The following is a 24,551-nucleotide window of genomic DNA, read 5'->3' as shown; positions in this document are numbered from 1 at the left end:
GGACGATTCAGCGAGGCGTGTCGCCTGTGTGCAACACCTCGGGGCCGTCCCACGCGCCGTTCGGGCGACGCGGGGACGGTCGCGAGCTGAGCCGCCACCATCGGGCACGACGCGAGGACGTCGGGCGCGGCGTGATCGACGGAAATGGGCCGACATCTGCACCGGTGCGGCTGAGCCACGCCCGATGTGACACACTGGATCAGGACACACGCGCCGCGGGCGATGGCGGCCCCTTGCCAGGGTGGCATGGGCGACGCTCGCGGTCCCTCGTGCACGCCTGGCCTTGCGGCCGGCGACGAGGCCCACATCGAAGGGAGACAGGGTGAGCCGAAAAGGAAAGATGACGCAAGTGAAGCTGCAGCGTGAGCGTGCGCTCGCCGACCGTCGCCGCGAGAAGCAGGCACGGCGCGCGGCCCCGAAGGAACAGTCTGGCGCGCAGAACGGCGCGGAGGATCCGGACCTGGCAGGCATCCAGTTGGGTCCGCAGCCGCCACAGGAGTGGCAGATCGACGAATAGCTCCCCTTTCACCCCCGGGGAGTACAATGCCGCGCGACCCATCCCCCAGGAGGAATCATGCGGCAAGGACTTTCGATGCTCGCGATGGCGCTGTGCCTCGCGATTGCGTCCGTCACCATCCATGCGGCCGACGTCACCGGCAAGTGGACGGCCCAGGTGGCCGGCCGCGATGGGCAGACGCGCGAGCAGATCTTCACGTTCAAGGTCGAGGGCGAGAAGCTGACGGGCACCGTCTCCGGCATGCCGGGCGGCAGCGACGCCGAGATCAGGAACGGCTCGGTCAAGGGCGACGACGTGGCCTTCAGCGTCGTGCGCAGTTGGCAGGGCAACGAGGTGACCATGCTCTACAAGGGCAAGGTCACCGGTAACGAGATCAGCTTCACCCAGACACGCGAGGGGGCCGACACGCCGCCGCGGCAGTTCACCGCCCGGCGCGTCACGTCCTGAGCCCCCCGCACGCGGGCGCGGCGCCGTCACGGCCCCGCGCCTGCCCGCAGCCGCCGCCCGGCGGCCGCACGGCCGTGGCATAGTGTGCGCCATGCCGACATCCCAACGCGGGACGGACCTGCCGCCCGCTCACGGCGCCCTGCCCCCGTGGTCGGTCGCCGACCTCCCCGCGCCGCCGCCCTTCTCGATCCGCAACGCCTTCAAGGTGATCGGCCCCGGCGCCATCATGGCGGCCACGTCGGTGGGCGGTGGCGAGTGGCTCGTCGGCCCGGCGGCGGCCGTGAAGTACTCGGCGGCGATCTTCCTGGTGGCGACGGTCGCGATCGTGCTGCAGGTGCTGTTCAACCTGGAGGCGATCCGCTACACGCTCTACACGGGCGAGCCCATCTACGGCGGCATCCTCCGCCTCAAGCCCGGGGCGAAGTTCTGGGCCGCCTTCTACAGCATCCTCGGCTTCTTCCAGCTCGGCTGGCCGGCGCTGGCCGGCAGCGCGGCGGCCACCCTGCTCGGCGCCGCGATGGGACGGATGCCCGGCGCCCCGGAACAGGCCACGCAAGGCTGGATTGCCAGCGGCCTCATCGTCGCCGTCGTCCTGATCCTGTCGTTCGGCGGCACGATCGAGCGGATGCTCGAGCAGTTCGCCTGGACCATGCTGGCGGTGGTCTTCGGCTTCCTCGTCGTGGTCAACGTCCTGTTCGTGCCGGCGGCGCACTGGTGGCAGACCTTCACCGGCTTCTTCAGCCTCGCCGGCCTGCCGCAGCCGATGGACTGGGCGCTGATCGGCGCGCTGGCCGCGACCGCCGGGTCTGGCGGCATGGGTAACCTGACGGTCACCAATTGGCTGCGCGACAAGGGCTTCGGCATGGGCGCGCTGGTCGGCGCCATCCCGAGCGCGGTGGGCGGGCACGAAATCACCCTGTCGCACGTCGGCACGGTGTTCCCGACCACGCCGGCCAACATGGCGCGGTGGCGGGACTGGATGCGGTACGTCCAGGTGGACCAGGTGTGGGTGTGGGGCCTGTTCTGCTTCGTCGGGATGTTCCTCAACGTCAACCTGGCGACCGCGGTGATCCCGCACGGCACCGACCTGCAGGGCCTGGCCGCCGGGGCGTATCAGGCCGAGTACCTCAGCCGCGTCTGGAAGGGCTTCTGGTTCCTCACGCTGTTCAACGGCTTCTGGGTGCTGTTCAAGACGCAGCTGGGCAACACCGACATCCTGGTGCGCACGATCACCGACGCCGTGTGGATGGCCAGCCCCGGTGCCCGGGCCGCCTCCAACATCCGCACGATCTACTACGGCGTGCTGGTCACCTTCTCGATCTGGAGCGCGGTCGTCATCCAGTCCGCTTCGCCGTTCCAGTTGTTCAAGATCCTCGCCAACATGGCCGGGGTGGTGCTGATGATCGCCGGCGTGCAGATCTTCATCGTCAACCGGCGCTTCCTGCCGCCGGCGGTGCGTCCGCCGCTGTGGCGCGAGGCAGGCCTGCTGCTGTGCGCCGCGTTCTACGCCTTCTTCGTGTACTTCGTGGCGCGCGACCTGCTGCGCGGCTGGTTCTGAGACGCGCCCCCGGTGGGCCGCCTCACCTGAACAGCTGCACGTGCAGCGCGCCGACCTCGCGCACCACCGACATCACGTAGAAGAGCGGGCTGCCGACGCGGCTGACCGGCACCGGACTGGTCACGACGTCCATGCCGGCGCGGCGACACAGGACGCGCGCCCGGAACACGTGGTAGCTGTCGCTCACCACCAGCGCGCGCCGCCAGCCGTGGCGCGCCATGATCCCGCCGGCGTTGCGGGCGTTCTCCGCGGTCGTGCGACTTGTCTCCTCGAGGACGATCCGATCGCGAGGCACGCCGTGGCGCATCAGGACTTCGCGACAGCCGTCGGCCTCGCTGCGCTGAATCCAGGCATCGGGCCCGATGCCTCCCGCGCAGATCACCATGCCGGCGAACCCCTGCGTCCACAGGTCGGCCGCGTGCTCCGAACGGCGCGTCAGCGCCTTGCCGGGCGCCCCTTCGTCGGTCAGGGCGGCCCCCAGGACGACGATGACGTCGGCCGGGGCCGGTCGGTCGATCATCCCGACGCTCACGACCGCCGCGACGAGCACCGCACACACCATCGCCCAGGCCACGACGACGCGCCGAACGAAACGCATCACCACACGGAAGACGCGCCTCACCGCCTGCCCTCCGCGCGCGTGCGACCGACCATCCGGCTGCCATCGCCCCCGTGCCGGCTCACCTGGCGCCATTGAACATCGCGAGACTCCACCATGGGCTCGATCATCCCGCCATCGCCGACGTCGTGCACGGCCTGAGTGCCACTCGATGCGCCCATCGAAGCGTCCCAGGGGTTCGTCTGGCGCCCGCGAACCGCGCTCTCCCCGTCCCTGGCCCGCGGTGCACAGGCTCAGGTCGGTGATGCTCGCACGACCCTTGTCAGTTGGCGGATAGCAGCGCACGCCCGGCCCGAGCCACACTCTTGCTGAGCCAGCGAGTCGTATTGAGGCACAGAGGGTGGAGGCGCCGACGTGGAACATGTGAAGAGGCATCGGAGAACCGGCCGGCACCTGCGCGGCCTCGTGGTGGGCCTGTTGTGCGTGCTGGGTGCGGGCGGTTCCGTATCGGCCCAGCCGGCCGGGCTGTCCGCGGCTGAACGCGATGTCGTGCGCCGCGTGAAGGAATCCAGCATCCGCGAGGCCACGGCCGCGCTCGCCAGCGATCGCATGGAGGGCCGCGGCACCCTCCAGCCGGGTGGCGAACGGGCGGCGGCGTGGATCGCCGATCGGATGAAACGGCTCGGCCTCGCGCCTGGCGGCGACGGCGGCTCGTACTTGCAGCAGGTGCCCCTGCGGGCCACCGAGTTCGTCCCTCCCACCCACGTGCGGGTCGACGACGTCGATCTCCCCTATGGCACCGACTGGTCGACCCTGGGCACGTTTGCCGACCTGCAGACGACGGCCCCGGTGGTGTTCGTGGGCTACGGACTGGTGTCGAAGACCTTCGGGCGCGACGACCTGAAGGACGCCGACCTGCGGGGCAAGATCGTGGTGGTGGTGGACGGCCCGCCGGCCGGCGTCACACAGCAGAAGTGGGACGAGATCTCCAAGGATGCCGACCTGGTCCCTACCCTGCTCGCGCGCGGCATCGTCGGCTTCATCAACATCCCGAGCGGACGGGGGCTGTACCCACGGCCGTTCGTGATCGATCAGACGGCTCGACGGAGCATCAGCGCGCCGACCACCGACGCTCCGAGTTCGGTGCCGTTGATGTTCTTCAGCACGGCGGGCGCCGAGCGGCTGCTGGCCGGCTCGGGCAGGACGCTGGCCCAGGCGGTCGCCGAAGCCGACAGCGCGACGTTCCGTCCGTTTCCGCTCACCGCGAAGGTCGACGTGCAGTTCAGGTTGTCACGCAAGGACGGCACGTCGCCCAACGTGATCGGCGTGATCAAGGGCAGCGATCCGTCGTTGGCCGCCGAGGCCGTCGTGTTCTCGGCCCACTACGATGCGTTCGGCGTGATGCGGCAGGCTGTGTTCAACGGCGCGGCCGACAACGCGATCGGCGTGGCCGAGATGCTGTCGGTGGCCGAGGCCTTCGCGAAAGCAAAGGCACGCCCCCGCCGCTCGCTCGTGTTCATCGCCTTCACCGCCGAGGAGTACGGCCTGCTGGGTTCGCGCCACTACGTCGCCCATCCCACCTGGGATCTCGCCAGGACCGCCGCCGTCCTGAACCTCGACGGCATCGGCACCGAGATCATGGGACCGGTGAAGGACATGGTGGCGTACGGCGCGCCCCTCAACTCGATGGGAGCGCTGTTTGCGGAGGTCGCACGCGCCTACGGCATCACGCCGATGGACGACCCGATCCCGGAGGCCGGCGTGTTCTCCCGGTCGGATCACTTCCCCTTCGCCGAGCGGGGCGTGCCGGGCCTGATGCTGGTGGGCTCCCCGGTGGAGACTGGCGCGGCCTTCAAGGAGCGCTTCGAGGCCTTCGAGGCCACCAGGTACCACCAGCCGTCCGACGACATCTACCGCGACTGGTACTGGAAGGGCGCGCGGACGGTGGCCGACATGATGGCGCTCATCGGCCACCGCGTCGCGCAGGCCGACGCGATGCCGACCTTCAACGCGGGCACCCCGTACTCCGTCACCCGCGGCCAGGCGCCGGAGGCCGGCAAGCCCTAGCGACGGCAGGCATCAGCCGGGCGTGTACCAGATGGGCGACGTGTAGGCACGCTCCTGGATGCTCGCGGGCACGTCCGTGGGCGATGGGACGCCGAAGATCAGGAAGTCTTTCAGCACCGCCTGGCGCACGTGCTCGAGCGGCGGCTCTCGCCCGTCCGCACGCCCGGTGATCAGCACGAGGTGGGCTCCGTAGGGTGACTCGATGGGACCCTGCCATTGCCCGACGGGCACGGCGCGGATCGCCTCGGCAAACCGGGCCCCGAAGATGCCGGCAATCTGCTCAGCGCTGGCGTCGTCGGTGTGTGGGCGCATCCTACGAGGCGCGCGGCGGCAGCGCATCGGGGGAGTTGCGCGGTCATGGATGTGGAAATCACCTGGCAGAGGTGGCGATGGCGGCACCGCCGGCGCTACTGGCGGCGAACCACCGTCGACGTCGGCAGCCGAACCGTCACGATGGCGCCGGGCGCGCCATTGGCCAGTTCGAGCCGACCACCGTGGGCCCGCGCCACCCTGGCCGCCACTGCGAGGCCGAGCCCGGATCCATCGCGCTTGGTCGTGGCCAGACCAGCCGGGTAGGCCAGGACGGCCGCCGGAAAGCCCGGGCCGTTGTCGGCCACCGTGATCACGAGTTCGCCGGCTGCCTCCCGCGCCTCGATCACCACCTGGCCCCGGTCGCGCGCCCCCGACAGGGCGTGCAACGCGTTGACGACGAGGTTGTCGACGACGCGCTCGAGTTGCACAAGGTCGCCGCGCACGCGTAGATCGCGTCCGCATCGCACCGCGATGCCGATGCCAGACGTCGCGGCCGGTCGCGCGTGCCGCTCTGCACAACCGACCAGCCACTCGGCCACGCCGATGTCGGATCGCTCCGTCCGCTCATCGCGCACCAGCGCCAGGACGTGACGCACGATGGCGTCGGCCCGCGCGACGTCTGCCGCCAGGTCGGCGAACACCTCGCGGACCCCGTCGAGCGACACCGGGTCGCAGCGAAGGTGATGCGCCGCCGCGTCGAGGTTGGCCATCAACGCCGCGAGCGGTTGCGCCAGTTCGTGCGCGACCATGGCCGCCGCGATGCCCTTCCGCTGCAACCGGCGCCTGGGCTCGATCGCGCCTCGCCATGAGGCGGTCGTTGCGAGGGTGTGCGTATGCATGTCAATCCCCTTGCTGCTTCCGTGACGAGGGCCGATCCGGAGGAAGGTGACCAGCGGTGTTCAATCGACGCGCCGCAGCGGCGGTTGCGTCCACGCGCCCGACAGCGCCTCGGGCCTGGGCCAGTAGAGGCGCAGGGTGGTCCAGAAGGGCCCGGCGGGCGCAGGCAGCCAATTCGATTCCTTGCCGGGGCCCGGGGACTCGTGCTGGATGTAGAGCGTGATGCCGCCGTCCGGGTCGCGGGCCAGCCCCGGCAGCATCGCCGAGTTGATCAGGTAGCGCTCCAGCGGATTGGCGTACAGCAAGCTCTCCGGCAACTGATAGAGCGTCAGTGACCAGAACGAGTGGACCGGCGGCAACTGGCCGGGGCCGAAGCGCAGTTGGTAGCGGTGCGTGCCGGCGAGCGGCTTGCCGTCGGCGTCGACCCAATAGGCCGGGTACAGCGCCTCTTCCCGCGAGTTGCCGTAGATGCCCAGGACGGCGGCCGAGAAGCGGAACATGTAGTTGTTGGCGAGGAACTCGCGGGTACCGAAGGCATCCGCGGCGTTCTTCTTGCCGGTGTCGATCTGCTCCCGCTTGAAGGTGTCGAACGCCTGCCAGGCGTCGGCCATGCCGGCCGCGAGCGCCTCGCGCATCTCCGGCGCGAGGGCGGCGACGTCGAACGGCCTGCCAGCCGCCACGCCGATGCGCGCCAGCCGCCCGCGGAGCGCGACTTCGGTGGGGTGCGGCGGGCAGAACTGCAGCAGGAAGTTCAGCACGGTGAAGAACTGCAGCGACTGACGGTCGCCGGCGCGCAGGGGCGGCGTGAAGGTCAGCGGCGGCGCGGGCGGCGGTGATGGTCGCCGCAGGAACGCCGACAGCGGCTGCACGGTGTACCTGGCCTGAATCGCCTTGACCTTCGCGAGATCGTCTGGTGCGAAGAGCTGCGTGCGGAACTGCGCCGAAGCCAGTGCGGTCTCCGACCGGATCACGCGCTCGATACCCGGCGGAGTCTCGCCCTGCCACCCCGGTCCGGCGATGGCGAAGCTGCCGCCATCGTTCCCGGTGGTCCGGCTGCCGAGATAGTCGAAGTTGTGCGTGTACAGATCGATCAGCTGCAGACTCCAGTACCGCCCCTCCTCGATCGGCGGCACCGTCACCACGATGGGCTCGGTGCGGAGATCGAGGCCGACCCAGGAGTAGGGTGTGTCGGAGTTCGGCGTCTGGATCGCGCGGTCCGCCGGCGTGTACACGCGCGGGATGTTGACCAGCTCGTTGTACGGGCCCTTGTAGTCGGAACTCGAGGTGTCGACGAAGTAGGAGTACTGGATCCGGTAGTTCTCGACGATCGGGAAGCCGAACAGCACGGCTTCCTTCGCGAGTTGGCGTGCCTCCGCCGGGCCGACCGCGGGCGCGGCTCCGTCGCGCTGGGCGCGGCCGGGCAAGCCCGACGAAGCAACGGCGAGCAGCAGGATCAGCGTGATCGGGTGGGCGTGACTGGACATTGCAGGCTCATTCCTTTCCCGAGCAGGGCGGCATGGCAGCGCCGACGACGGTCCCTTGCACCATCGGGGTCCTCACCGCGTGCGTTGCTGCGGATACAGCAAGGCGACGGTGAAGCGCACCTGGTGGCCCGGGCTGCCGAGTGGACGCTCGACGTTGCGGTAGTACTGCACGCCGAGGTTCATCGGTCGGCCGTTGAACACCGTGGTGCGCACGATGCCGAGGCCGAGCGGCACCGTCCACTCGTCGCCGCTGGGGGCGTCCCAGTTGCCCGTGATGAGCGGTGCGAACGAAAGCGCCCATCCGGCCCCGAAGTTGTAGTTCACGAAGGGCTGCGCGGTGAGCAGGTGCGTTTCGGGCGCATCACCGCCGTCGCTCACCGGCCAGTACTGGCTCACCAGCGCGCCGATGACGAACGGGCCCGCGTTGCGCACCACGACGACGCCGAGCCCTGCGGCCCACGTCCCGGTCTCGAAGGGCGCGGCCGTGGCGGTGGGCAGCGAGAACACCGGTCCGATGCCCCACGTGAGGGCACCCGGACGCGAGGGCGTGAAGAAGACCTGCGCCTGCACGTCGCCGAGCCCGCTGAAGCGCGTGGACTCCGGCCCCGGCACGCTGTTGATCGGCACGATCGTCCTGGCAATCACGTTGATCCCGTCGGTGAGGCGGAACGGGATGACCGGTTGCACGTTGACGTTGAGCGCGCTGGCGTCGCCAAGGTCACCACCCGAGTTGAAGTTCACCTGAAAGGGGATCGTCGTGAGCGCCGCGACCGGGTTCTGCGTCGCCTTGGCGAGGGCCGCCGCATCGGTGGCAGGGGTCGCCGGCGCTGGTGACTGCGCGCGGGCCACAGTGCCCGTCAGCAGGGCGATGCCCAGCCATGCCGCCGCGCGCACGCGCGAGGCGATCACATGGCCGGTCATGACCGGCCCCCACGCGTTCCGCTCAACGACGACCGCGACGCGGGCGCCGACGGGGCGGGCAGGTGCAGCGGGCGCATCAGCACGTTGACCAGGAGGTTGAACGCGCCACCCTCGGTGGCAACGCGGGCGCCCGTCTCCCACTGGTAACGGGCCGTCACCGATCCGTAGACAGTGCGCTTCCAGGCCAGGGCCATCGAGACCTCGGGGCCGACGGCGAACACGCGGTTGCGTCCCCTCACCAGCACATCGGCCCGCGGCGGAAGCCGGTCGTCGCCGACCTTCCAGCTGGCGTAGTAGGCAAGGCCCGCGCTCAGTCCGCCGCCGAGGAAGTCATGGCCGACGCCGCCTTCGAGGTTGAGGACCGGTCCGGCGCGCAGTTCGGTGTCGCGCTTGTCGGAGTGCACCACGAACGTCGCCGTGGTCGCGGCGTGCCAGAGGCGCGCCGCATCGAGATACACCGTCGTCCCCGCGAGGAACTCGTGCGCCCACATGCCGAGGCCGGTGTCGCCTTCCTCGGCGTCGCCGAATCGTCCGGTCGGCACGTACAGCCCGTACCCGGCGATGACGTCGGTGCGGGGCGATCGCCAACCGAGCGTGATGGGCTGCACGAAGATGTCGGTCAGGCCGGCACCGGGATCCTCGTCGATGCGCCCACCCTGCAGCCGATTGTTGGCACCGGGGATGACGACGGTGAAGCCGTAGGTACCACCGGCGATGGTCCGCGCGGTGACCACCGACACGCCAACACCGAACAGCGCGCTGTCCACCTGTCCTCGCGCGACGACGTCGCCGGCGCGGTCCTTCAGGACGTCAGCGCTGTACAGATAGAGCGGCGCGAAGACGTATCCACCCGGTGGTGCCTGCGATCCGGCCTTGAGTCCGAGATCGCCGCGCATGCTGGGGCTGTTGAGTTGCGCGCGCACCGGCCCGGCGGCCACGCCACAGGCGATGGCCACGGCCACGAGCGACGCACCTGCCGTGACAGGGTTCCACCTCATGCTGCCTCCGTTCACCGGGCGTGAGCTGCCGCGACGGCAGCATGCACGGGATGAAGGCCATGCTAGGGAACGGCGGGCGTGGCAGCATCGGGCCAACCCCGCGAGTGGCAGGCGTGGAAACTACGTGGCGGCGCGATTTTTTTCGACGGGCACCGGCGACGGCGGCACGGGGGCGGGCTCGATCGGCAGCGACACGTGCATCGTCGTGCCCTCGCCGGGGACGCCATGGATGTCGAACGTCCCCGACAGGAGTCGCACCCGCTCACCGATGCTGGTCAGCCCCAGCCCGCGCCGGCTGCGACGCCCCGCCTCGCCGATGCCGCGGCCATCGTCGGCCACCTCGAGGTGCACGCGCGTGGCGCCGCGCGTGAGCGTGACGGTCACCTGTCGCGCCTGCGCGTGCACGCGCACGTTCTGGAGCGCCTCCTGCGCGATCCGGTACAAGCACAGCGCGACCGCTGCCGGCAGATCCCGGCACTCACCCGACGCATGGAGACGCACCACGATGCCGGTGTCGGACGCCAGCTCGGCGCAGCGCTCGCGGAGGGTCTCGACGAGGCCGACGTGCTCCAACGCGCCGGGATGGAGGTCGTGCGACAGCTCGCGCAGGTCGCCCGACAGCGCCTTGGCGTCGGCCTGCACCTGGCCGATCGCCTCCGCCACGGAGGGCGCCAGTTCGGCAGCGACGCGACGGACGCGGCCGAGCCCGATCGCGATCGAGGCCATGCGCTGCCCGAGGTCGTCGTGGAGGTCGCGAGCGATCCTGGCCCGCTCCTCGTCGCGGGCCGTGAGCAGGCGCTCGGTCAGGTCCTGCAACCGCACGTAGCTGGCGCGGAGCTCGGCCTGGGCGCGCGCCCGGTGATGGCGCTGCACCAGCACGAGCGCGACCAGGGCCGACTGGAACAGGCCGATGGCCAAGGCGCCGATGACCGTGCCGCGGTAGTCACGCCACAGGCTCGGTGGCCGTGAATGCACGCGGCTCCCGGGCGGGAGGCGATCCTCGTCGATGCCCCAGCGTGCCAGTTGCCTGGCGTCGAACACCGACGGCACGTAGGCCGACACCGGCACCGTCATGGTTCGCGGCGGGGCGCCCGACAGCCGTTCGAGGACGTGGCGCCCGGCCGCCCGCCCGACGATCGCGTAGTCGGGGAGCGGACCTCCCACCAGGCCGCTCGACAGGTTGTCGCCGACGATGGTGAACAGCGGGCGCGACGCGGCCCTGGCCAGGCGCGGCACCACCTCGCCTGGTTCGTAGTACTGCCCGTCCCGATCCTGCTGGAACGAGAACACGATCGGCACCGTATCGGTGGGCAGGTCGGCCAGTCGTGCGAGCAGGCGCGGCATCGGCAGGTCGACGAGATCCTCGACCTCGAGCCCGTGGGCGCGAATCTGGGGTATCCACCACGCCTCGCGCACCAGTTCGTGCGCCGATGCGCCGCGCACCACCGCGATGCGGCGCGTGCCGGGCAGCAGGCGGCCGATCACGTCCAGCAAGTGCGGCAGCGGGTTCTCCATGACGACGCCGGAGGCCGTGGGATGGGTGGCAGCGATGTCGATCGACAGCGCCCCGAGGGTGCTGTACACGATGGGGACGTCGTTCCACGGGTTGTCCGGACGGCGCTCGAAGAGCTGCAGCGTCGCCTGCTGGCGCACCACGATGGCGTCGATGCGGCGACGGCGATACTTGCGATGCAGCCAGTCGCGGAACTCGGCGACGTACGACTGGTCGCCCCCGAAGCGGGCCTGATCGAACGACTCGCGGTACAGCGTCGGCCGCGGCCCGTCGGCGTTGAGCGCCTGCCGGAGTCCGTCGGCGAACGCGCGGTTGTACGGGCGGTCAGGGTCGTCGGGCGACACGAACAGGATGGCCGGAGCGTCGCCGGCCGGCGGCTGTGCCGGTGCCTGCGCGACGGCCGATCGCGGGCCGCAGGCCAGGGCGACGCCGAGCAGGAGCACGGACACGCCGTACCATCGGCCCACAGTCAGAAGGTGGTCGTACACTGCAGGCTCACCCGACGGAGTGGCGCCGCCACGAACGTGGCGCCGGCGCCCGATGTCACGTATCGCGTGTTGGCGAGGTTGAACGCGACGACGCCCACCGAGACGGGCGAATCGCCCGGGCGATACCACGCCGATGCGTCGAGTCGCCGGTAGGCTGGCGCGACAATCAGGTTGTCGCGCGTGGTGAAGCGGGACGACACCGCGACCACCCCGCCGGCCACGGTCAGGGGCCTGCCCTGCCCCCACGGAAGGCGCGCGGTGATCCACGCGTGCGCGGCATGACGCGGGGCGTTCGGCAGGTGGTTGCCCTCCGCCCCCGTGGCGTCGCGCGTGATGGCCGTCGCCGTCCAGGCGTACCCGCTGCGCACCGACAGCCACGAGGTGAGCGCCCCGAGGGCCTCGACCTCGACTCCGCGACTCTCCGCCTGGCCAATCTGCCGGAACGCGCCGCGACCATCCGCCTCCGCGACGTTGGTCCGTCGGATGTGGAAGCCGGCCGCCGTCACGCTCAGGCGCCGACGGCCGACTTCGGCCTTGATGCCGGCTTCGAGCAGCGCGTGGCGCGCCGGGGCGAGCGCCCGGCCATCGGGGTCGAACTGGCCCGGCGTCGGCGGCTCGAATCCCGACGAGGCGTTCGCGTAGACCGACCACCACGGCCGACCCAGCCAGACCACGCCGAGGCCGGGGCTGACGACGGTGTCTGCCGAGGAGGCCTGCTGCCCGTCGGCGATCCGCTGGTCGACGGCAATGCGACTCCACCGGATCGATGGCACCAGCGTGACGCGGCCGCCGACCCCGACCTGATCGCTCGCGTACAGGCCGGCCCGCCCGATGTCGTACGCGGAACGTCGCGACGGGGGCGCCAGTTGTGGGGGATAGGACGGCATGGTGACGTCCAGCGGCGTGGCGGGCCCGCTCGCGATGGAGCGGTCGGCCGTGCTCAGCCCTGCTTCGAGGCCGGTTACGAGGCGATGCCGGAGGCGACCGGTCGTGAACGTGCTGACGGCGAAGGTGTCGGTCTGGTACTCGTGCCAAGTGCTGTCCTCGTCGTAGGCGATGCGCTGGGCCGTACGGCCGTCGGCCGACAGCCCCACGAGCCCTTGCCCCTCGATGTCGCCGTCGATCCGGGTGTAGCGCCCGGCCGCGTGCAGGCTGGCGCTGCGCCCGAGGGCGACGTCGTAGCGCACGCCCGGGGACAGGTTGCTGCCCACCCATCCCTCCTCCGGGGCGTTCACGTTGAGATCCCAGGGATATCCCGAGAAGTCACCTCGCTGCGCTGACGGCGTCGCGGGGACGAGGTGGCGGTAGGCACGCCCGCGCTGTCGGTACCATTCGGTGTCCACGGTCAGCGATCCGGTCGTGCCGATGTCCACGGCCAGCGTCGGCAGCAGGCTGATGCGGCGCTCGTCGTTGTCGAAGCCGTTGTCGAGACCTTCGACCGCCGCGATCACCCGGTAGCGCACCCGCCTCGACGCCGCGATCGGTCCGGTGACGTCGGCCGTGCCCCGCAGCAGCCCTGCCCCACCGATGGTCCCGCTGAACTCGCGTCGGCCGACCGGCAGCGGCTTCTTCAGCACCATGTTGACCAGCGCGCCCGGACTGCCGTCACCGTACAGCACCGAGGCTGCCCCGCGCAGGTACTGGACCCGATCGACCGCCGCGACTTCGCGCACGCTCCAGGCGTAGGTGCGCAGCCCGTCGCGCCGCAGGTCGTAGAAGTCGATCGGGAATCCTCGCGCCACGGCAAGGCCTCGCTCGTCCAACGGCGTGAGGCCGACGGTGTAGTCATGGGCCTGCGAGAGATTGAGCGCGCCGAGGTCGTCGAGGGTGCGCCTGTCGACGACCGTGACGCTCCGCGGCGTCTCGAGGATCGGACTCTCGGCCTTGGTGGCAATCGACGCATCACGCACCACGGCGCCCGGCTCCGGCGCGACCACCACGGTCTCGTCGCTCAGCAGTAGCCTGCCCCCCACTTCGCGGATGGTCGTCGTCGAGGCCTCCGACGATGGCTCGGCAGATGGCGGCTGCGTTTGCCTCGCCATGGCCGTGCCGGTGGCCATCGTGCACGTCGCGACCAGCAGGCCTGCGGCCAGGGCCCGGCGCCATCTGCGCCGCGAGACAGGCCGCCGAGCTTCGCGTTTCGGGCTGAACACGGCGGGATCTTCGACAGCGAATGTCGGGCTCGACTTACACGATTGAGGACACGCTGTCAGGTCCCCGCGCAGTCCACCGACCCGGGCTCGGAGGGAGAGACGCACCGAAGCCACGGAAGGATTCCGGCTGAGCTCGAAGTCCGTGGTTACGGATGGCGTGACGGCGGGGCGGGGCGCACGCTCGAGGAGAGATATACGCGGCGCGCCAGCGCCGCCAGCACGGCCGGGACCAGTTCCTCGCCGGCGTCCGGCTTGGCGACGTAGCCGCGCACCCCGATGGCCAGGGCACGATTGACGCACGACGGATCGACGTCGATCGTCACGAGCACGATGCAGGCGTGGGCATCGCGCGCCAGCAGCCGCTCGGCGGCGTCAAGGCCACTCAGGCGCGGCAAGCCGATGTCGCACACGATGGCGTCGGGGGCCAGGGCCGTGGAGTGCGCCAGGAGGGCCTCGCCATCGGCGACCTCCGCCACGACGTCGAACACTTCCCCGAGCAGCGCGCGCAGCACCGCCGCCATCGGGGCATGGTCCTCGGCGAGCACGACGCGGCAGCGGGGCATGGCGGGGTCAGGCGACCGCCCCTTGACGATCGCCGCTCGGGCGCAGTCATGCTAGGCGCCGCAGCGGCGACGCACATCCGGTGAACCCCGTGAGCAGGCGGCGGAAACTACGCGGTGGCGCGCCCGCTCATTGCGGCACGATGTGCTGCTTGATCGCGATCCGCACCAGGTCGGCGGTGCTCTCGCAGCCGAGTCGATCCATCAACTGCGCCTTGTGGCCTTCGACGGTACGCACCGAGATGTCCAGTTCGGACGCGATCTCCTTCATGCGCTTGCCGAGCGCGACGAGGCGCAACACCTGCCGCTGCCGGTCCGACAGCGTCGAGACCGCATCGGGAGGAGCGGCCATCTGCCGCAGCACGTGCGCGGTGAGGCGGGGCGTCAGGTAGGTGCGGCCGCCGACGACGGCCTTGATCGCCACCAGCAGTTCCTCGCCCGCATCCTCCTTGAGCAGGTACCCCGACGCCCCGAGACGCAGCGCCTCGGCGGCCAGTTCCGGCGATCGGTGCATCGTCAGGAAGATGAAGCGGGCCGTGCAACCGACCATCCGGAGGTGCCGCATGGCATCGATGCCGCTCAGTTCAGGCATCTCCACGTCGGTCACGATGACGTCGGGCTTCAGGCGCGTGGCGGCCTCCACCAGTTCACGCCCGTCGTGCGCAGCGCCGAGCAGGTCGGCCACATCCGCCACGATGCGTCCGAGTCCGTCGGCCACCATCGAGTGGTCGTCGGCGACGAGGATCCTGGTGCGCACGCATGCCTCCGTGGATTGAAGGGGTCCGGGCGCGAGTGTGCCATCAGGTCGGATCAGCCGACAAGCTCAGCAACGTGTCGCTGCAGCCTCGCCTCGTGCCGCGAACTCGCTGACGATCCCGGCCAGCGCCGCGACCTGCACGGGCTTGGCGATGTGGCCGTCCATGCCGGCCTGCAGGCAGCGTTGCACCTCGCTGGCCATCGCGTGCGCGGTCATGGCGATGATCGGCACGCGCGGCAATCCGAGGCGGGCCTCGCGTTCGCGCACGGCTGCCGTGGCGTCGAACCCCGACAGGTGCGGCATCTGCAGATCCATCAGGATGATGTCGTATGCGCCCTGCTCGGCCGCCGCGACGGCAGCGGCGCCGTCGGGCGCGACGACGACCCGGTGGCCGGCCCGGCTCAGGGCGGCCACGGCAATCCGCTGGTTCACCGGATGGTCCTCGGCCAGCAGGATGGACAGCGGACGCAGCGACGCCGCGGGACGCGCCAGGGCCGTGCCGTGGCGCAGCGCGGCATCGGTCCGCACGTGACCGACGCGTGCCGTGAACCGGAACGACGTCCCGACGCCCGGTTGGCTCTCGACGCTGATGGCGCCGCCCATCATCTGCACGAGCCGGGTGGAGATCGACAAACCGAGGCCGGTGCCGCCGTACAGCCGGCTCGTGGATCCATCGGCCTGCGTGAACGCCTCGAAGATGCGCGACTGCGTGTCCAGGGGAATGCCGATCCCCGTGTCGGTCACCCTGAACGCCAGCGTCAGTCCCTGCTCGTCGCTCCTGTCGACCGACACGTCGAGCCGCACCGATCCCTCCCTGGTGAACTTCAGGGCGTTGTCGAGCAGGTTGAGCAACACCTGGCGCAGGCGATCGCCATCGGCGACCACGTGGACGGGCAGGTCGGGCGCCACCGTGCAGTCGAAGGCGAGGCCCTTCTGTTCGGCCTTGAACCGTAGCGTCCGCATCACGCCGTCGAGGCAGTCGCGCAGGTCGAGCGGCACGGGCGAGATCTCGAGCTTGCCGGCCTCGATCTTCGAGAAGTCGAGGATGTCGTTGATCACGCGAAGCAGCGCCTGCGCCGAGTCACGCACCACTCTGAGGTGTCGCTGCGTCTCGCCATCGGCGGCCGACTCGAGCGCGAGGTCGGTCATCCCGATGATGCCGTTCATCGGCGTGCGGATCTCGTGGCTCATGTTGGCCAGGAACTCGCCCTTGGCCTTGCTGGCGTCCTCGGCGCGGATCTTGGCCTCGTGCAGCGCCCGGGTCCGTTCCTCGACCTGCCGCTCGAGGTCGCGGTGGCGGGCGTGCATCACCGCGGTGCGCGCCCGCACGCCTCCGGCGATCAGGCCGGCGGCGATGAGGCCGAGCAGGCCCCTGAACCACCAGGTCTCGTGGAAGAACGGCTGGACGTCGATGGCGAGCGAGGCAGCCACCGGGCCGCGCCGGCCCTCCGGATCGATCGCCCGCACCTCGAAGGTGACGCGGCGGGGCGGCAGCCACGTGTAGTAGGCGACGCGGCGCGTGTCGGCGGCGACCCACTCGGGGTCGACGCCGGTGAGCCGGTACTCGAACCGGGTGCGATGGGCTTGCGCGACGTCGGGCGTGGTGTAGTCGATCGCGAGGCCACGCGGCCCGGGCGGGACGACCACCGCCCTGTCGCTGAACGGTCCGTCGATCACCTGCCGCGGCTCGCCGAGCGACACGCGCTCGATCACCGCCGTCGGCACGCGCCCACCGCTGCCGAGGCGCGCCGGCTCGAGCGACACGACCCCCTTCAGCGTGGAGAACCAGAGCAGGCCCTGCGCGTCGCGTATCGCCACGCCCTGCGACCCGCTGGTGCCCTCCTGGCTGCGCAGCCCGTCGCCCTTGTCGAAGAAGAGCGGCGTCACGCGACGGCGCGCCCCCCGTGCCACGTCGTCGAGCTCGGCGAGCCCGACCCGGAAGATGCCGCGCTTGCTCGACGCCCAGAGCTGCTGCCGGTCGTCGGTCAGCACGCCGAACACGCCGTCGTCGGGCATGCCCTGCTCCGGCGTGAACGCCACCACGCTGTCCTGGCGGATGCGGGCCAGGCCACTGCGCGAGCCCACCCAGATGGTGCCGACCGGTCCTTCGTACAACGACACGATGTCGTCGCCGGGCAACCCCTGCGCCCTGGTGAACACGCGCAGTTGCCCGTCGGGACGACGCCGGACGAGCCCGCCGCTGTTGGTGGCGACCCAGACGTCGTGAGAGGCGGTCTCGAGGATCCAGCGGACGCCACTGCGGAATGCCGTGCTGCCGGGCACCAGCGGCTCGAAGCGGTCGCCGACGCGCTTGTCGAGGCCGGAGAAGGTCCCGACCAGGAGGGTGCCGTCGTGCAGCCACCGCAACGCCCAGACGCGGTTCTCCGACAACCCGTCGGCGCGCGTCCAGGTGCGCCAGCCGCGCCCCTCCCGACGCGACACGCCGCCCTCGCTGCCCACCCAGAGCGAGTCGTCCGGACCGCCGGTGACCACCCACACGCTGTTGCTCGGGAGCCCCTCGACGTGGGTGATGGCCCGGTGGGGGCCGGCGCGATCGATCCGGTTCAAGCCCCCGCCGTCGGTCCCCACCCACAGGACGCCGTGAGCGTCCTCGTGCAGTCCGAAGGTGCGATCGATCGACAGGCCTTCGTCGGTGCCTGTCGGGGTGAATGCGCCGTCGGACAGCCGGCTGAGGCCGACGCCGTAGCCGCCGATCCAGAGCGCGTGGTCGCGATCCTCGAACAGGCTGCGTATGGGCGTCCGGACGACGCCGCCGGCGCGGGCCCCCGGTGTGAACCTGCCGTCGACCAGCCGCGCCAGGCCGGCGCTGGTGCCGACCCACAGGTTGCCGTCCCGATCCTCGTCGAGGGCCCAGACGTTGTCGGAGGGCAGCCCATCGGCGTCGTCGAAGTGGGTCAGCCGTCCATCGGCGAGACGCCAGAGGCCGGCGGCGTACGTGCCGAACCACATGGCCCCCGATCGGTCCTGCGCCATGCTCCAGATCACCGAACCGGTCAGGGCCGACGGCGGCAGCGCCGGAAGGATCCGACCATCGGCGATTCGCGAGACGCCCGCGCCGTCGGTGCCCACCCAGATCACGCCATCACGGGCCTGCACCATCGACCGGACCTGGTCGTGCGCGAGGCCTCGGGATCGAGTGAAGGTCTCGAAGCGGCCGCCCGACAGGCGCAGCACGCCGGCGCCGAACGTGCCCACCCACAGCGCGCCGGCGCGATCCACCAGCAGGCACGACACCGCCGCGTCAGGGAGCCCTTCCCGGGCGCCGACCACGTTGAAACGGCCATCACGCAGCCGGACCAGGCCGTGCGGCTGCAGTCCGATCCAGAGCGAGCCATCGGGCCCCTCGGCCAGGGCGCGGACGTTGTGTCGGGCAAGGGCCGGCGTGTTGTGCCGGTCGAAGGTGGTGAAACGGACGCCGTCGAAGCGGACCAACCCGGCGTCGGTGCCGAGCCAGATGTAGCCGTCCCGCGTCTGGACGATGGCCTGCACCGTGTTCTGCGTCAGGCCGTCGGCGGCATCCCAGGACTGCCGGACGTACTGCGAGACCAGGCGCGCCGGGTCGAGCGCCTCGACCGGCCGGGACAGCGTCAGGGATGCCAGCGCCAGGCACACGGACAGGAGGCGCGGCGCGCGCCGGCCGCATGTTCCGCCCCGCAGTGCCTCCCTGACCATCCTGAGTCCCTCAATCGGCAGGGCAGGTTCCCTGCTCCAGCGAGGACCGTGAGGGCCCGCAGCCACCTCGGACGACCGGAGTCGTCGTCGGTGGCCGTGCGGGCGCGGTGCCGCTCAGTAGCGCTGTCGCACCGAGACGTTCAGTCCGGCGATCTTGACGGTGGTCTTGCGGGTCGACCCATTGCCGTTGGCGGTGGTGGTGACGACCACCGTGCCGCTGCCGGTCCCGCCCGTGGTGTTGAGCGACACCCAACCCGACGACTCGGTGGCCGTCCAGGCGCAGCCGCTCGGAGCGGTCACCGACACCGACTTCGAGCCTCCACCCACCGGAAACGTCAGCGATGTGGCCGACAGCGCGTAGGTGCACGAGGGCGACGTGGTTGGCGTGGTCGTGGTCGAGCCGCCCCTGAACGCGGCGACGGTGGCGGCGTTCAGGGACAACGTGCGCGCGTTGTCCTCGGTGCTGGTGCCCGTGGGACGTCCGCCGTACGTCGTGAGCGGACTGGACAGGTACGGGATGCGCACCATCGAGCCGTAGGACAGCACCGTGCGGAACGCGCCGGACGGATCCTGGTAGCCGTAGGCGTAGGGCTGCGAGGGCGTCAGGCCGCCCGCGTCGGCGCGGTTGTGCAGCATCCCCTGGTTGTGCCCGACCTCGTGGGCGTACGAGAGGTTGCCCAGCGAGCAGCCGCGGTCCACGACGTTGAACGCCGAGGAGGCGAAGCTCGAGGAGAGCGGGGTCATGATGTAGCCGTAGCCGCACGAGCCGGTGCCGCTGTACTCGCCGAGCATGGTCACGATGTCAGCGGCATACGTGTCGCGCAGGGCATGGATGCCGTCGGCCTTGCCGTCGGTCGGCGACCGCAGGCTGGCCACGTCGGTGCTCGCGCTCGTGGTCTCCGTGAAGCTGATGGGGCCAGCGTAGGCCAGCGTCAGGCGCACGTTCACGCCGCTGTTGACGTACACCTGGTTGGCATTGGCCACGAGGTTCAGGGCGAGGCTGTCCATCGCGGCGCGACCGCCGCCGGCGGTCTCCGACCGCGGGGTCCACACGATCATCACGGCGATGTCGGTGGGCGTGCCCGTCAGGCTGAACTCCCCGGTCGGGGTGTTGGCGACCGGGTCGGTGACGACCTCGCTCACGAGGTCGAGGCCGGCCGCCGCGTCGTCGGGATCCTCGGTGGGGAACGCCGCCGGGTCGATCTCCACGACGCGGTAGTCGCCACCCGGGTCGCGCGTGATCTCGAAGATCCCGAACGGCATGTGTACCGTGCCGGTCAACACGCCGGCGGCCACCGTGATGACGGCCTGCGCGCCGAACTCGTCCTTGCCCACCCATACGAGGCGGTCCGGACCGGGCTGGTCGACCAGCACGCGGTCGACGGTCACCACGACATCGTCGAAGAGGTCGAGCTTGATGCTCTCACGCGCGAGCGCCGGCAAGCTGACACGCACTGGCCGCGAACGTCGCCCCATCGCCACACCCTGTGGGCGTGTCGTGGACGCTTGCGACGGAAGCAGCAGGTCTGAGGGTTGTGCCAGGGCGGTGTTGGGAGCCAGGGCGAGGAGGGCGAGGAGGGTGCCGACGGCGACGGACTTCAGCATGGATTGGCTACGTATGCAGGAGAGGGAAACAGTCGGCCCTCGTCATGCACATTGCGGTCCATGCTCGACAGCAGAGATGGACGCGACGATTTCGCGTCCTATTTACACCGTCTCGCCCCAGACTGTCGGGAAGCCTTACGACAAACTTACACGGGGGTGCCGCCGACCAGCGCGGCACCCCGACCTGCCCATGCCTCAGCGCGCCGTGCCCTTGACCGGCGTGAGGACGATGTTCCGATACTCCACGGGGCCGTGGTCGCCCTGCAGGTAGAGCGGTCCTGGCTCGCCTTCCTTGCTGTCGAGGGCGCCGCCGGTGATGCCCGGAATCTCACGGTTGCAGATGACCATCGTGCCGTTCAGCGTGAGGGTCAGCATCCGCCCCACGAGGGTGACGTCCATCGTCTGCCACTCGCCCGCCGGACGCGCCGCCGCCTCGCTCGGGGCGATGAACCCGTAGAGCCCGCCGAGGTGGTGCGACGACGGCTCGAGCCCGTAGGCATCGTCGATCTGCAGTTCATGGCGACCGCGAAGATAGATCCCGCTGTTGGAGCCCTTGGGCACCCGGAACTCGACGTGCAGCTTGAAGTCCTCGAACGTCCGGGTGGTGACGAGATTGGCCCCGCTCCTGGCGTTGACCAGAACCCCGTCCTTGACGCTCCACTGGCTCTCGCCGCGCCCGTGCGGCTGCCAGCCCTCGAGCGACGCCCTGGCCAGGAGCGTGATCGGTTCGCCGAACACGGGCTTGCCGGCCCGGCGCAGCGCCGGGGCGCGCGTGCCCGTCCACTTCACCACCTGCCCATCGCCCATCGTCGTCGAGCCGCTGATGCGCTCGCCCTCGACGCGGCCCTCGAAGGTGATGTCCTTCGGGTTGCTCTCCCACTGCGGGGGGATCGCGAAGCGGAAGGTGCCGTCGGCGAACTCGATCTTCGCGATCGGCCGAGCGCTGCCGCCGCTGCCCACGAACTGGCCGACGAGGGTCGCGGTACCGGAGCGCTCGACCTCCAGCCACGAAGGCGCCGTCTGCGCACCGCGTTCGACGACGAGATCCCAGCGCCCGATCAGCGCATCGGAGGGCTGCGGCGCCTGTGCGTACGCTCCCGTGGACCCCACTGCCGCCAGCAAGACCACTGCGGCCCCTGCCACCCGACCGATCATCGTGTCTCCTCGATAACGAACCGTGCCGGCCGATGACCAAGGCGCGGCGGCCGGCCTCGTCGCGCTGCGCGCCACGGTACGGGTTCGTTGCCGGGCAATCAAGGGCCTTCTTCGGCAGCGCGGCATGCCGAGCGGTCCCGGGCGCCGCGAGGACGCGTGGTCGGCTCGACACTTGACGGCGGCCCCGCCGCGTGACATGAAGCGCCATGCGCAGCGTGGAGCGCCACGACGGGAGGCGGACGTGAGGTTCGGGTTGCTGACGGTGACGTACGCGGGCTTGTTCTACGACGGCCCCGCCCTGAGCCTGATCGAACAGGTCCGCAAGGCGCGGCACCTCGGCTTCGACGGCCTGTCGATCGAGACCAAGCGTCCGGTGGCCTCGCCGCTCGACCTGACGCGCGCCGACCGCGCCGCCGTTCGCGCCGCCGCCGACGGCGAGGGCATCGAGCTCTGTGCGATCGAGAGCATGTCCAACTTCGCCAGCCCGGTGATGGAGGAGCGCGAGAACAACCTGGCGATGATGCGCCTGGTGCTCGACCTGGCCGTGGACCTCGGCGTGCCGCTGGTCAAGGTCTTCGCGGCCTGGCCGGGCCTGGTCGACGACGAGGACGACACGGCGACCTACGTGCCGTACGAGCGCGGCAACTACTACAGCCGGCTCTACCCGGCCGACCTCCGCCGATGGCAACGCGCCCTCGACGGCCTGCGGGAGACTGCCGACCTCGCCGCCGAGCGCGGGCTGACGCTCGCCCTGCAGAACCACGCCCCGGTGCTGCGCCCCGGCTACGAGGACACCCTCGCGATGATCCGCGAGCTCGATCGCCCGAACGTGGGAGCCTGCCTCGACGCGCCCTTGTTCAAGGAGCGGCAGTCCGATGCCTACATGACCGAGGCGGTCCGGGCCTGTGGCGAGCACGTCCTGCTGACGCACTACGGCGCCTGGAACTTCGTCGACGCGCCGGATGGCGGCGTCGCCCAGGGGCCGTGCCCGTCGTTCGGTGGTCCGGTGAACTACGCGCGCTATCTGGCGGAGCTGCAGCGGATCGGCTACGACGGCTACCTCGTCTCCGAGTACTGCCTGCCGTGCGTGGTCGACCACCGCGTCGCCGGCATCGAGGAGGTCGATCGCGCGACCGCCATGGCCCTCGCCTACATGAAGCGCCTGGTCGCCTCCACCGTTCCGGCATGAGGTGAGACGCGGAGCGGCGCGGTGAGTCCCCGCGCCATCCGCATGTTTCGGCCAGCGGTCGGCGTACACTGCCGCGTCGTGCCGACCCGCATCCTCCTGTCGCTCCTGATCGCCCTCCCGGCGACCGCCCTGCTGGCGCAGCCGCCCGCCCTCGACGCGGCAACGGCACGCATGCGCGCCGATCTCGAGGTCCTGACGTCGGCCGAGTCGGCCGGACGCGCGTCGCTCACGCCCGGCAGCCATGCCGTGGCGCAGTACCTGGTCGGGCGCCTGCGCGATGCCGGACTGCGCCCGGCCGACGGCGACGCCTACCTGCAGCGCTTCGACCTCGTGCCGCTGCACCTCGACCGCGAGCGATCGTCGGTCGTGGTGCGGCGTGGCAGTGACGAGCAGCGATTCGCGCCCCTGTCGGTCGCCTTCCCCGCGCCGACGTCGCCGGTGGACCTCACGCTGGACGTCGTCTTCGCCGGCTTCGGCATCACGGCGCCGGAGTTCGGCTACGACGACTACGCGGGCCTCGACGTGCGCGGCAAGGCGGTGCTCGTCTTCGATCACGAGCCACAGGAAGACGACACCCGCTCGCCATTGCACGGCGCCGGCTTCACGCTGCACGCCAACGCGTGGCAGAAGACGCGCACGGCCCAACAGCACGGCGCCGCGGCCGTGCTGCTCGTCACCGAACCGATCAACACGCATCGCACGGCGCCGCGTCCTCCCGAACGCGCCAACGCCCCGGCGCAGGCGCTCGTCGCGGGGGCGCTCGGCATCCCGCGCGTCACGCTTCCCGCCGACGCCGCCGTCGCCCTGCTGCGGGGCACGGGCCGTGCGCCCGCCGACCTGCAGCGGGCCATCGACGCCACGGGCCGCCCCGCGTCGCAGGCGCTGCCGGGCGTGACGGTCTCGCTGCGCGCCGTCAACGGCGCCGACGCCACGCCCCAGCCCTCATGGAACGTCGTCGGCCTGCTGCCGGGCACCGATCCCCGCCTCCGCGACGAGACGATCATGGTGACGTCGCACTACGACCACCTCGGGGTGCAGCAGGGGCGCCTCTACCCTGGCGCCAACGACAACGGGTCGGGCACGGTGGCCATGGTGGAAGTGGCACGCCAACTGGCCGGCGCCCGCCTCGCACGCAGCGTCCTCTTCGTGTCGTTCGGGTCCGAGGAGCAGTTGATGCTCGGCTCGTATCACTACGCGGCGCACCCGTTGCGCCCGCTGCCGACGACGCGCGCGGTGCTCAACCTCGACATGGTGGGACGCAACGAGGCGCACACGCCCGAGAGCGAGGGCGCCTACGAGATCACCGCGGGCCGGAGCGATCAGCTCAACCTGGTCGGCGCGGCCTACAGTCCGGACCTGGCGGCCGTCCTCCGGCAGGCCGCGCCGGCCGCGGGCCTGACCCTGAGCGACAAGTTCGATCGCGAGTCGTCCATGCGGACGCTGTTCCGCTGCGACCACCTGCCGTTCCTGCAGCACGGCGTGCCGGCCGTCTGGCTGTTCGGTGGGTTCCATCCCGGCTACCACGAGCCGAGCGACACGATCGATCGCGTGGACTTCGACAAGATGGCGCGGACAGTCAGGCTGACGGTCGAAGCGGTGAAGGCCCTGGCGAACTCGGACGCACCGCCGAAGTTTCGGTACTGATCGGGCGGCGGACGCCGGGTACCGGGCATCGGGCACCGGGTACCGGGCACCGGGCACCGGGCACCGAGCACCGGGTACCGAGTACCGGGTACCG

At 70.8% G+C, this 24,551-nt stretch carries 19 protein-coding genes; 6 read left to right on the top strand and 13 right to left on the bottom strand.

Features of this window, described 5'->3' with window-relative positions; genetic code table 11:
* Window positions 1-340 precede the first annotated feature (340 nt).
* From TBR22_RS08805 to TBR22_RS08795, 3 genes are all read left to right on the top strand, one after another.
* The gene (locus TBR22_RS08805) at window positions 341-517 is read left to right on the top strand and encodes a hypothetical protein (protein ID WP_239492602.1); all 177 of its coding nucleotides are present in this window, start codon (window positions 341-343) and stop codon (window positions 515-517) included.
* A gap of 57 nt (window positions 518-574) precedes the next feature.
* Entirely contained in the window at window positions 575-964 is a 390-nt protein-coding gene (locus tag TBR22_RS08800) for a hypothetical protein (RefSeq protein ID WP_239492601.1), read from the top strand.
* 91 nt (window positions 965-1,055) lie between these two features.
* Entirely contained in the window at window positions 1,056-2,522 is a 1,467-nt protein-coding gene (locus tag TBR22_RS08795; RefSeq protein ID WP_239492600.1) for an Nramp family divalent metal transporter, read from the top strand.
* 22 nt (window positions 2,523-2,544) lie between these two features.
* On the opposite strand, the gene TBR22_RS08790 is transcribed toward TBR22_RS08795, so the two are convergent.
* A complete protein-coding gene (locus tag TBR22_RS08790) occupies window positions 2,545-3,144 on the bottom strand; it encodes a YdcF family protein (protein WP_239492599.1) in 600 nt (199 codons plus the stop codon).
* A 351-nt stretch (window positions 3,145-3,495) separates the two neighbouring features.
* On the opposite strand from TBR22_RS08790, the gene TBR22_RS08785 reads away from it, so the two are divergent.
* The gene (locus TBR22_RS08785; protein ID WP_239492598.1) at window positions 3,496-5,148 is read left to right on the top strand and encodes a M20/M25/M40 family metallo-hydrolase; all 1,653 of its coding nucleotides are present in this window, start codon (window positions 3,496-3,498) and stop codon (window positions 5,146-5,148) included.
* Between the two features lie 12 nt (window positions 5,149-5,160).
* On the opposite strand, the gene TBR22_RS08780 is transcribed toward TBR22_RS08785, so the two are convergent.
* The 12 genes from TBR22_RS08780 to TBR22_RS08725 all read right to left on the bottom strand — a co-directional run bounded on the left by TBR22_RS08780 (window position 5,161) and on the right by TBR22_RS08725 (window position 21,624).
* A complete protein-coding gene (locus TBR22_RS08780) occupies window positions 5,161-5,460 on the bottom strand; it encodes a peptidyl-prolyl cis-trans isomerase (protein ID WP_239492597.1) in 300 nt (99 codons plus the stop codon).
* 95 nt (window positions 5,461-5,555) lie between these two features.
* A complete protein-coding gene (locus TBR22_RS08775; RefSeq protein ID WP_239492596.1) occupies window positions 5,556-6,299 on the bottom strand; it encodes a sensor histidine kinase in 744 nt (247 codons plus the stop codon).
* A 60-nt stretch (window positions 6,300-6,359) separates the two neighbouring features.
* A complete protein-coding gene (locus TBR22_RS08770) occupies window positions 6,360-7,781 on the bottom strand; it encodes a DUF1254 domain-containing protein (RefSeq protein WP_239492595.1) in 1,422 nt (473 codons plus the stop codon).
* Window positions 7,782-7,853: 72 nt separating this feature from the next.
* Window positions 7,854-8,702 (bottom strand): hypothetical protein, encoded by an 849-nt coding sequence (locus tag TBR22_RS08765; protein ID WP_239492594.1) that lies wholly within the window; start codon window positions 8,700-8,702, stop codon window positions 7,854-7,856.
* Entirely contained in the window at window positions 8,699-9,700 is a 1,002-nt protein-coding gene (locus TBR22_RS08760) for a transporter (RefSeq protein WP_239492593.1), read from the bottom strand. Before TBR22_RS08760 ends, TBR22_RS08765 begins: the two co-directional genes overlap by 4 nt.
* 120 nt (window positions 9,701-9,820) lie before the next feature.
* Window positions 9,821-11,662 carry a histidine kinase gene (locus tag TBR22_RS08755; protein WP_239492592.1) on the bottom strand — a complete coding sequence of 614 codons (1,842 nt, stop codon included), beginning with the start codon at window positions 11,660-11,662 and terminating at the stop codon, window positions 9,821-9,823.
* 20 nt (window positions 11,663-11,682) lie between these two features.
* Window positions 11,683-13,743 carry a TonB-dependent siderophore receptor gene (locus TBR22_RS08750; protein WP_239492591.1) on the bottom strand — a complete coding sequence of 687 codons (2,061 nt, stop codon included), beginning with the start codon at window positions 13,741-13,743 and terminating at the stop codon, window positions 11,683-11,685.
* Between the two features lie 257 nt (window positions 13,744-14,000).
* Window positions 14,001-14,417, bottom strand: a complete 417-nt coding sequence (locus tag TBR22_RS08745; protein ID WP_239492590.1) for a response regulator transcription factor — start codon at window positions 14,415-14,417, stop codon at window positions 14,001-14,003.
* A gap of 127 nt (window positions 14,418-14,544) precedes the next feature.
* Window positions 14,545-15,171 carry a response regulator transcription factor gene (locus TBR22_RS08740; RefSeq protein WP_239492589.1) on the bottom strand — a complete coding sequence of 209 codons (627 nt, stop codon included), beginning with the start codon at window positions 15,169-15,171 and terminating at the stop codon, window positions 14,545-14,547.
* A gap of 66 nt (window positions 15,172-15,237) precedes the next feature.
* Window positions 15,238-18,804, bottom strand: a complete 3,567-nt coding sequence (locus TBR22_RS08735) for a hybrid sensor histidine kinase/response regulator (protein WP_239492588.1) — start codon at window positions 18,802-18,804, stop codon at window positions 15,238-15,240.
* A gap of 174 nt (window positions 18,805-18,978) precedes the next feature.
* Window positions 18,979-20,469 carry a reprolysin-like metallopeptidase gene (locus tag TBR22_RS08730; RefSeq protein ID WP_239492587.1) on the bottom strand — a complete coding sequence of 497 codons (1,491 nt, stop codon included), beginning with the start codon at window positions 20,467-20,469 and terminating at the stop codon, window positions 18,979-18,981.
* A 195-nt stretch (window positions 20,470-20,664) separates the two neighbouring features.
* Window positions 20,665-21,624, bottom strand: a complete 960-nt coding sequence (locus tag TBR22_RS08725) for a DUF1080 domain-containing protein (protein WP_239492586.1) — start codon at window positions 21,622-21,624, stop codon at window positions 20,665-20,667.
* 241 nt (window positions 21,625-21,865) lie between these two features.
* Here TBR22_RS08725 and TBR22_RS08720 point away from each other — a divergent pair, with 241 nt between their 5' ends.
* Together TBR22_RS08720 and TBR22_RS08715 are read left to right on the top strand one after the other, a co-directional pair.
* Window positions 21,866-22,813: a sugar phosphate isomerase/epimerase gene (locus TBR22_RS08720; protein ID WP_239492585.1), complete on the top strand. Its 948-nt coding sequence runs from the start codon at window positions 21,866-21,868 to the stop codon at window positions 22,811-22,813.
* Between the two features lie 78 nt (window positions 22,814-22,891).
* Complete coding sequence (locus TBR22_RS08715) at window positions 22,892-24,457, top strand: M20/M25/M40 family metallo-hydrolase (protein WP_239492584.1); 1,566 nt, start codon at window positions 22,892-22,894, stop codon at window positions 24,455-24,457.
* Window positions 24,458-24,551: the final 94 nt, after the last annotated feature.

This window comes from Luteitalea sp. TBR-22 (assembly GCF_016865485.1).
Taxonomy (GTDB): Bacteria; Acidobacteriota; Vicinamibacteria; order Vicinamibacterales; family Vicinamibacteraceae; genus Luteitalea.
This window is presented reverse-complemented; position numbering and strand designations above follow the sequence as displayed.

What these genes read in the sequence shown, in the direction of transcription:
- TBR22_RS08805 (WP_239492602.1), top strand. Translation starts at nt 341, where the DNA reads ATGACGCAAGTGAAGCTGCAGCGTGAGCGTGCGCTCGCCGACCGTCGC.
- TBR22_RS08780 (WP_239492597.1), bottom strand. Translation starts at nt 5,460, where the DNA reads ATGCGCCCACACACCGACGACGCCAGCGCTGAGCAGATTGCCGGCATC.
- TBR22_RS08800 (WP_239492601.1), top strand. Translation starts at nt 575, where the DNA reads ATGCGGCAAGGACTTTCGATGCTCGCGATGGCGCTGTGCCTCGCGATT.
- TBR22_RS08770 (WP_239492595.1), bottom strand. Translation starts at nt 7,781, where the DNA reads ATGTCCAGTCACGCCCACCCGATCACGCTGATCCTGCTGCTCGCCGTT.
- TBR22_RS08765 (WP_239492594.1), bottom strand. Translation starts at nt 8,702, where the DNA reads ATGACCGGCCATGTGATCGCCTCGCGCGTGCGCGCGGCGGCATGGCTG.
- TBR22_RS08725 (WP_239492586.1), bottom strand. Translation starts at nt 21,624, where the DNA reads ATGATCGGTCGGGTGGCAGGGGCCGCAGTGGTCTTGCTGGCGGCAGTG.
- TBR22_RS08745 (WP_239492590.1), bottom strand. Translation starts at nt 14,417, where the DNA reads ATGCCCCGCTGCCGCGTCGTGCTCGCCGAGGACCATGCCCCGATGGCG.
- TBR22_RS08750 (WP_239492591.1), bottom strand. Translation starts at nt 13,743, where the DNA reads ATGGCGAGGCAAACGCAGCCGCCATCTGCCGAGCCATCGTCGGAGGCC.
- TBR22_RS08795 (WP_239492600.1), top strand. Translation starts at nt 1,056, where the DNA reads ATGCCGACATCCCAACGCGGGACGGACCTGCCGCCCGCTCACGGCGCC.
- TBR22_RS08760 (WP_239492593.1), bottom strand. Translation starts at nt 9,700, where the DNA reads ATGAGGTGGAACCCTGTCACGGCAGGTGCGTCGCTCGTGGCCGTGGCC.
- TBR22_RS08775 (WP_239492596.1), bottom strand. Translation starts at nt 6,299, where the DNA reads ATGCATACGCACACCCTCGCAACGACCGCCTCATGGCGAGGCGCGATC.
- TBR22_RS08730 (WP_239492587.1), bottom strand. Translation starts at nt 20,469, where the DNA reads ATGCTGAAGTCCGTCGCCGTCGGCACCCTCCTCGCCCTCCTCGCCCTG.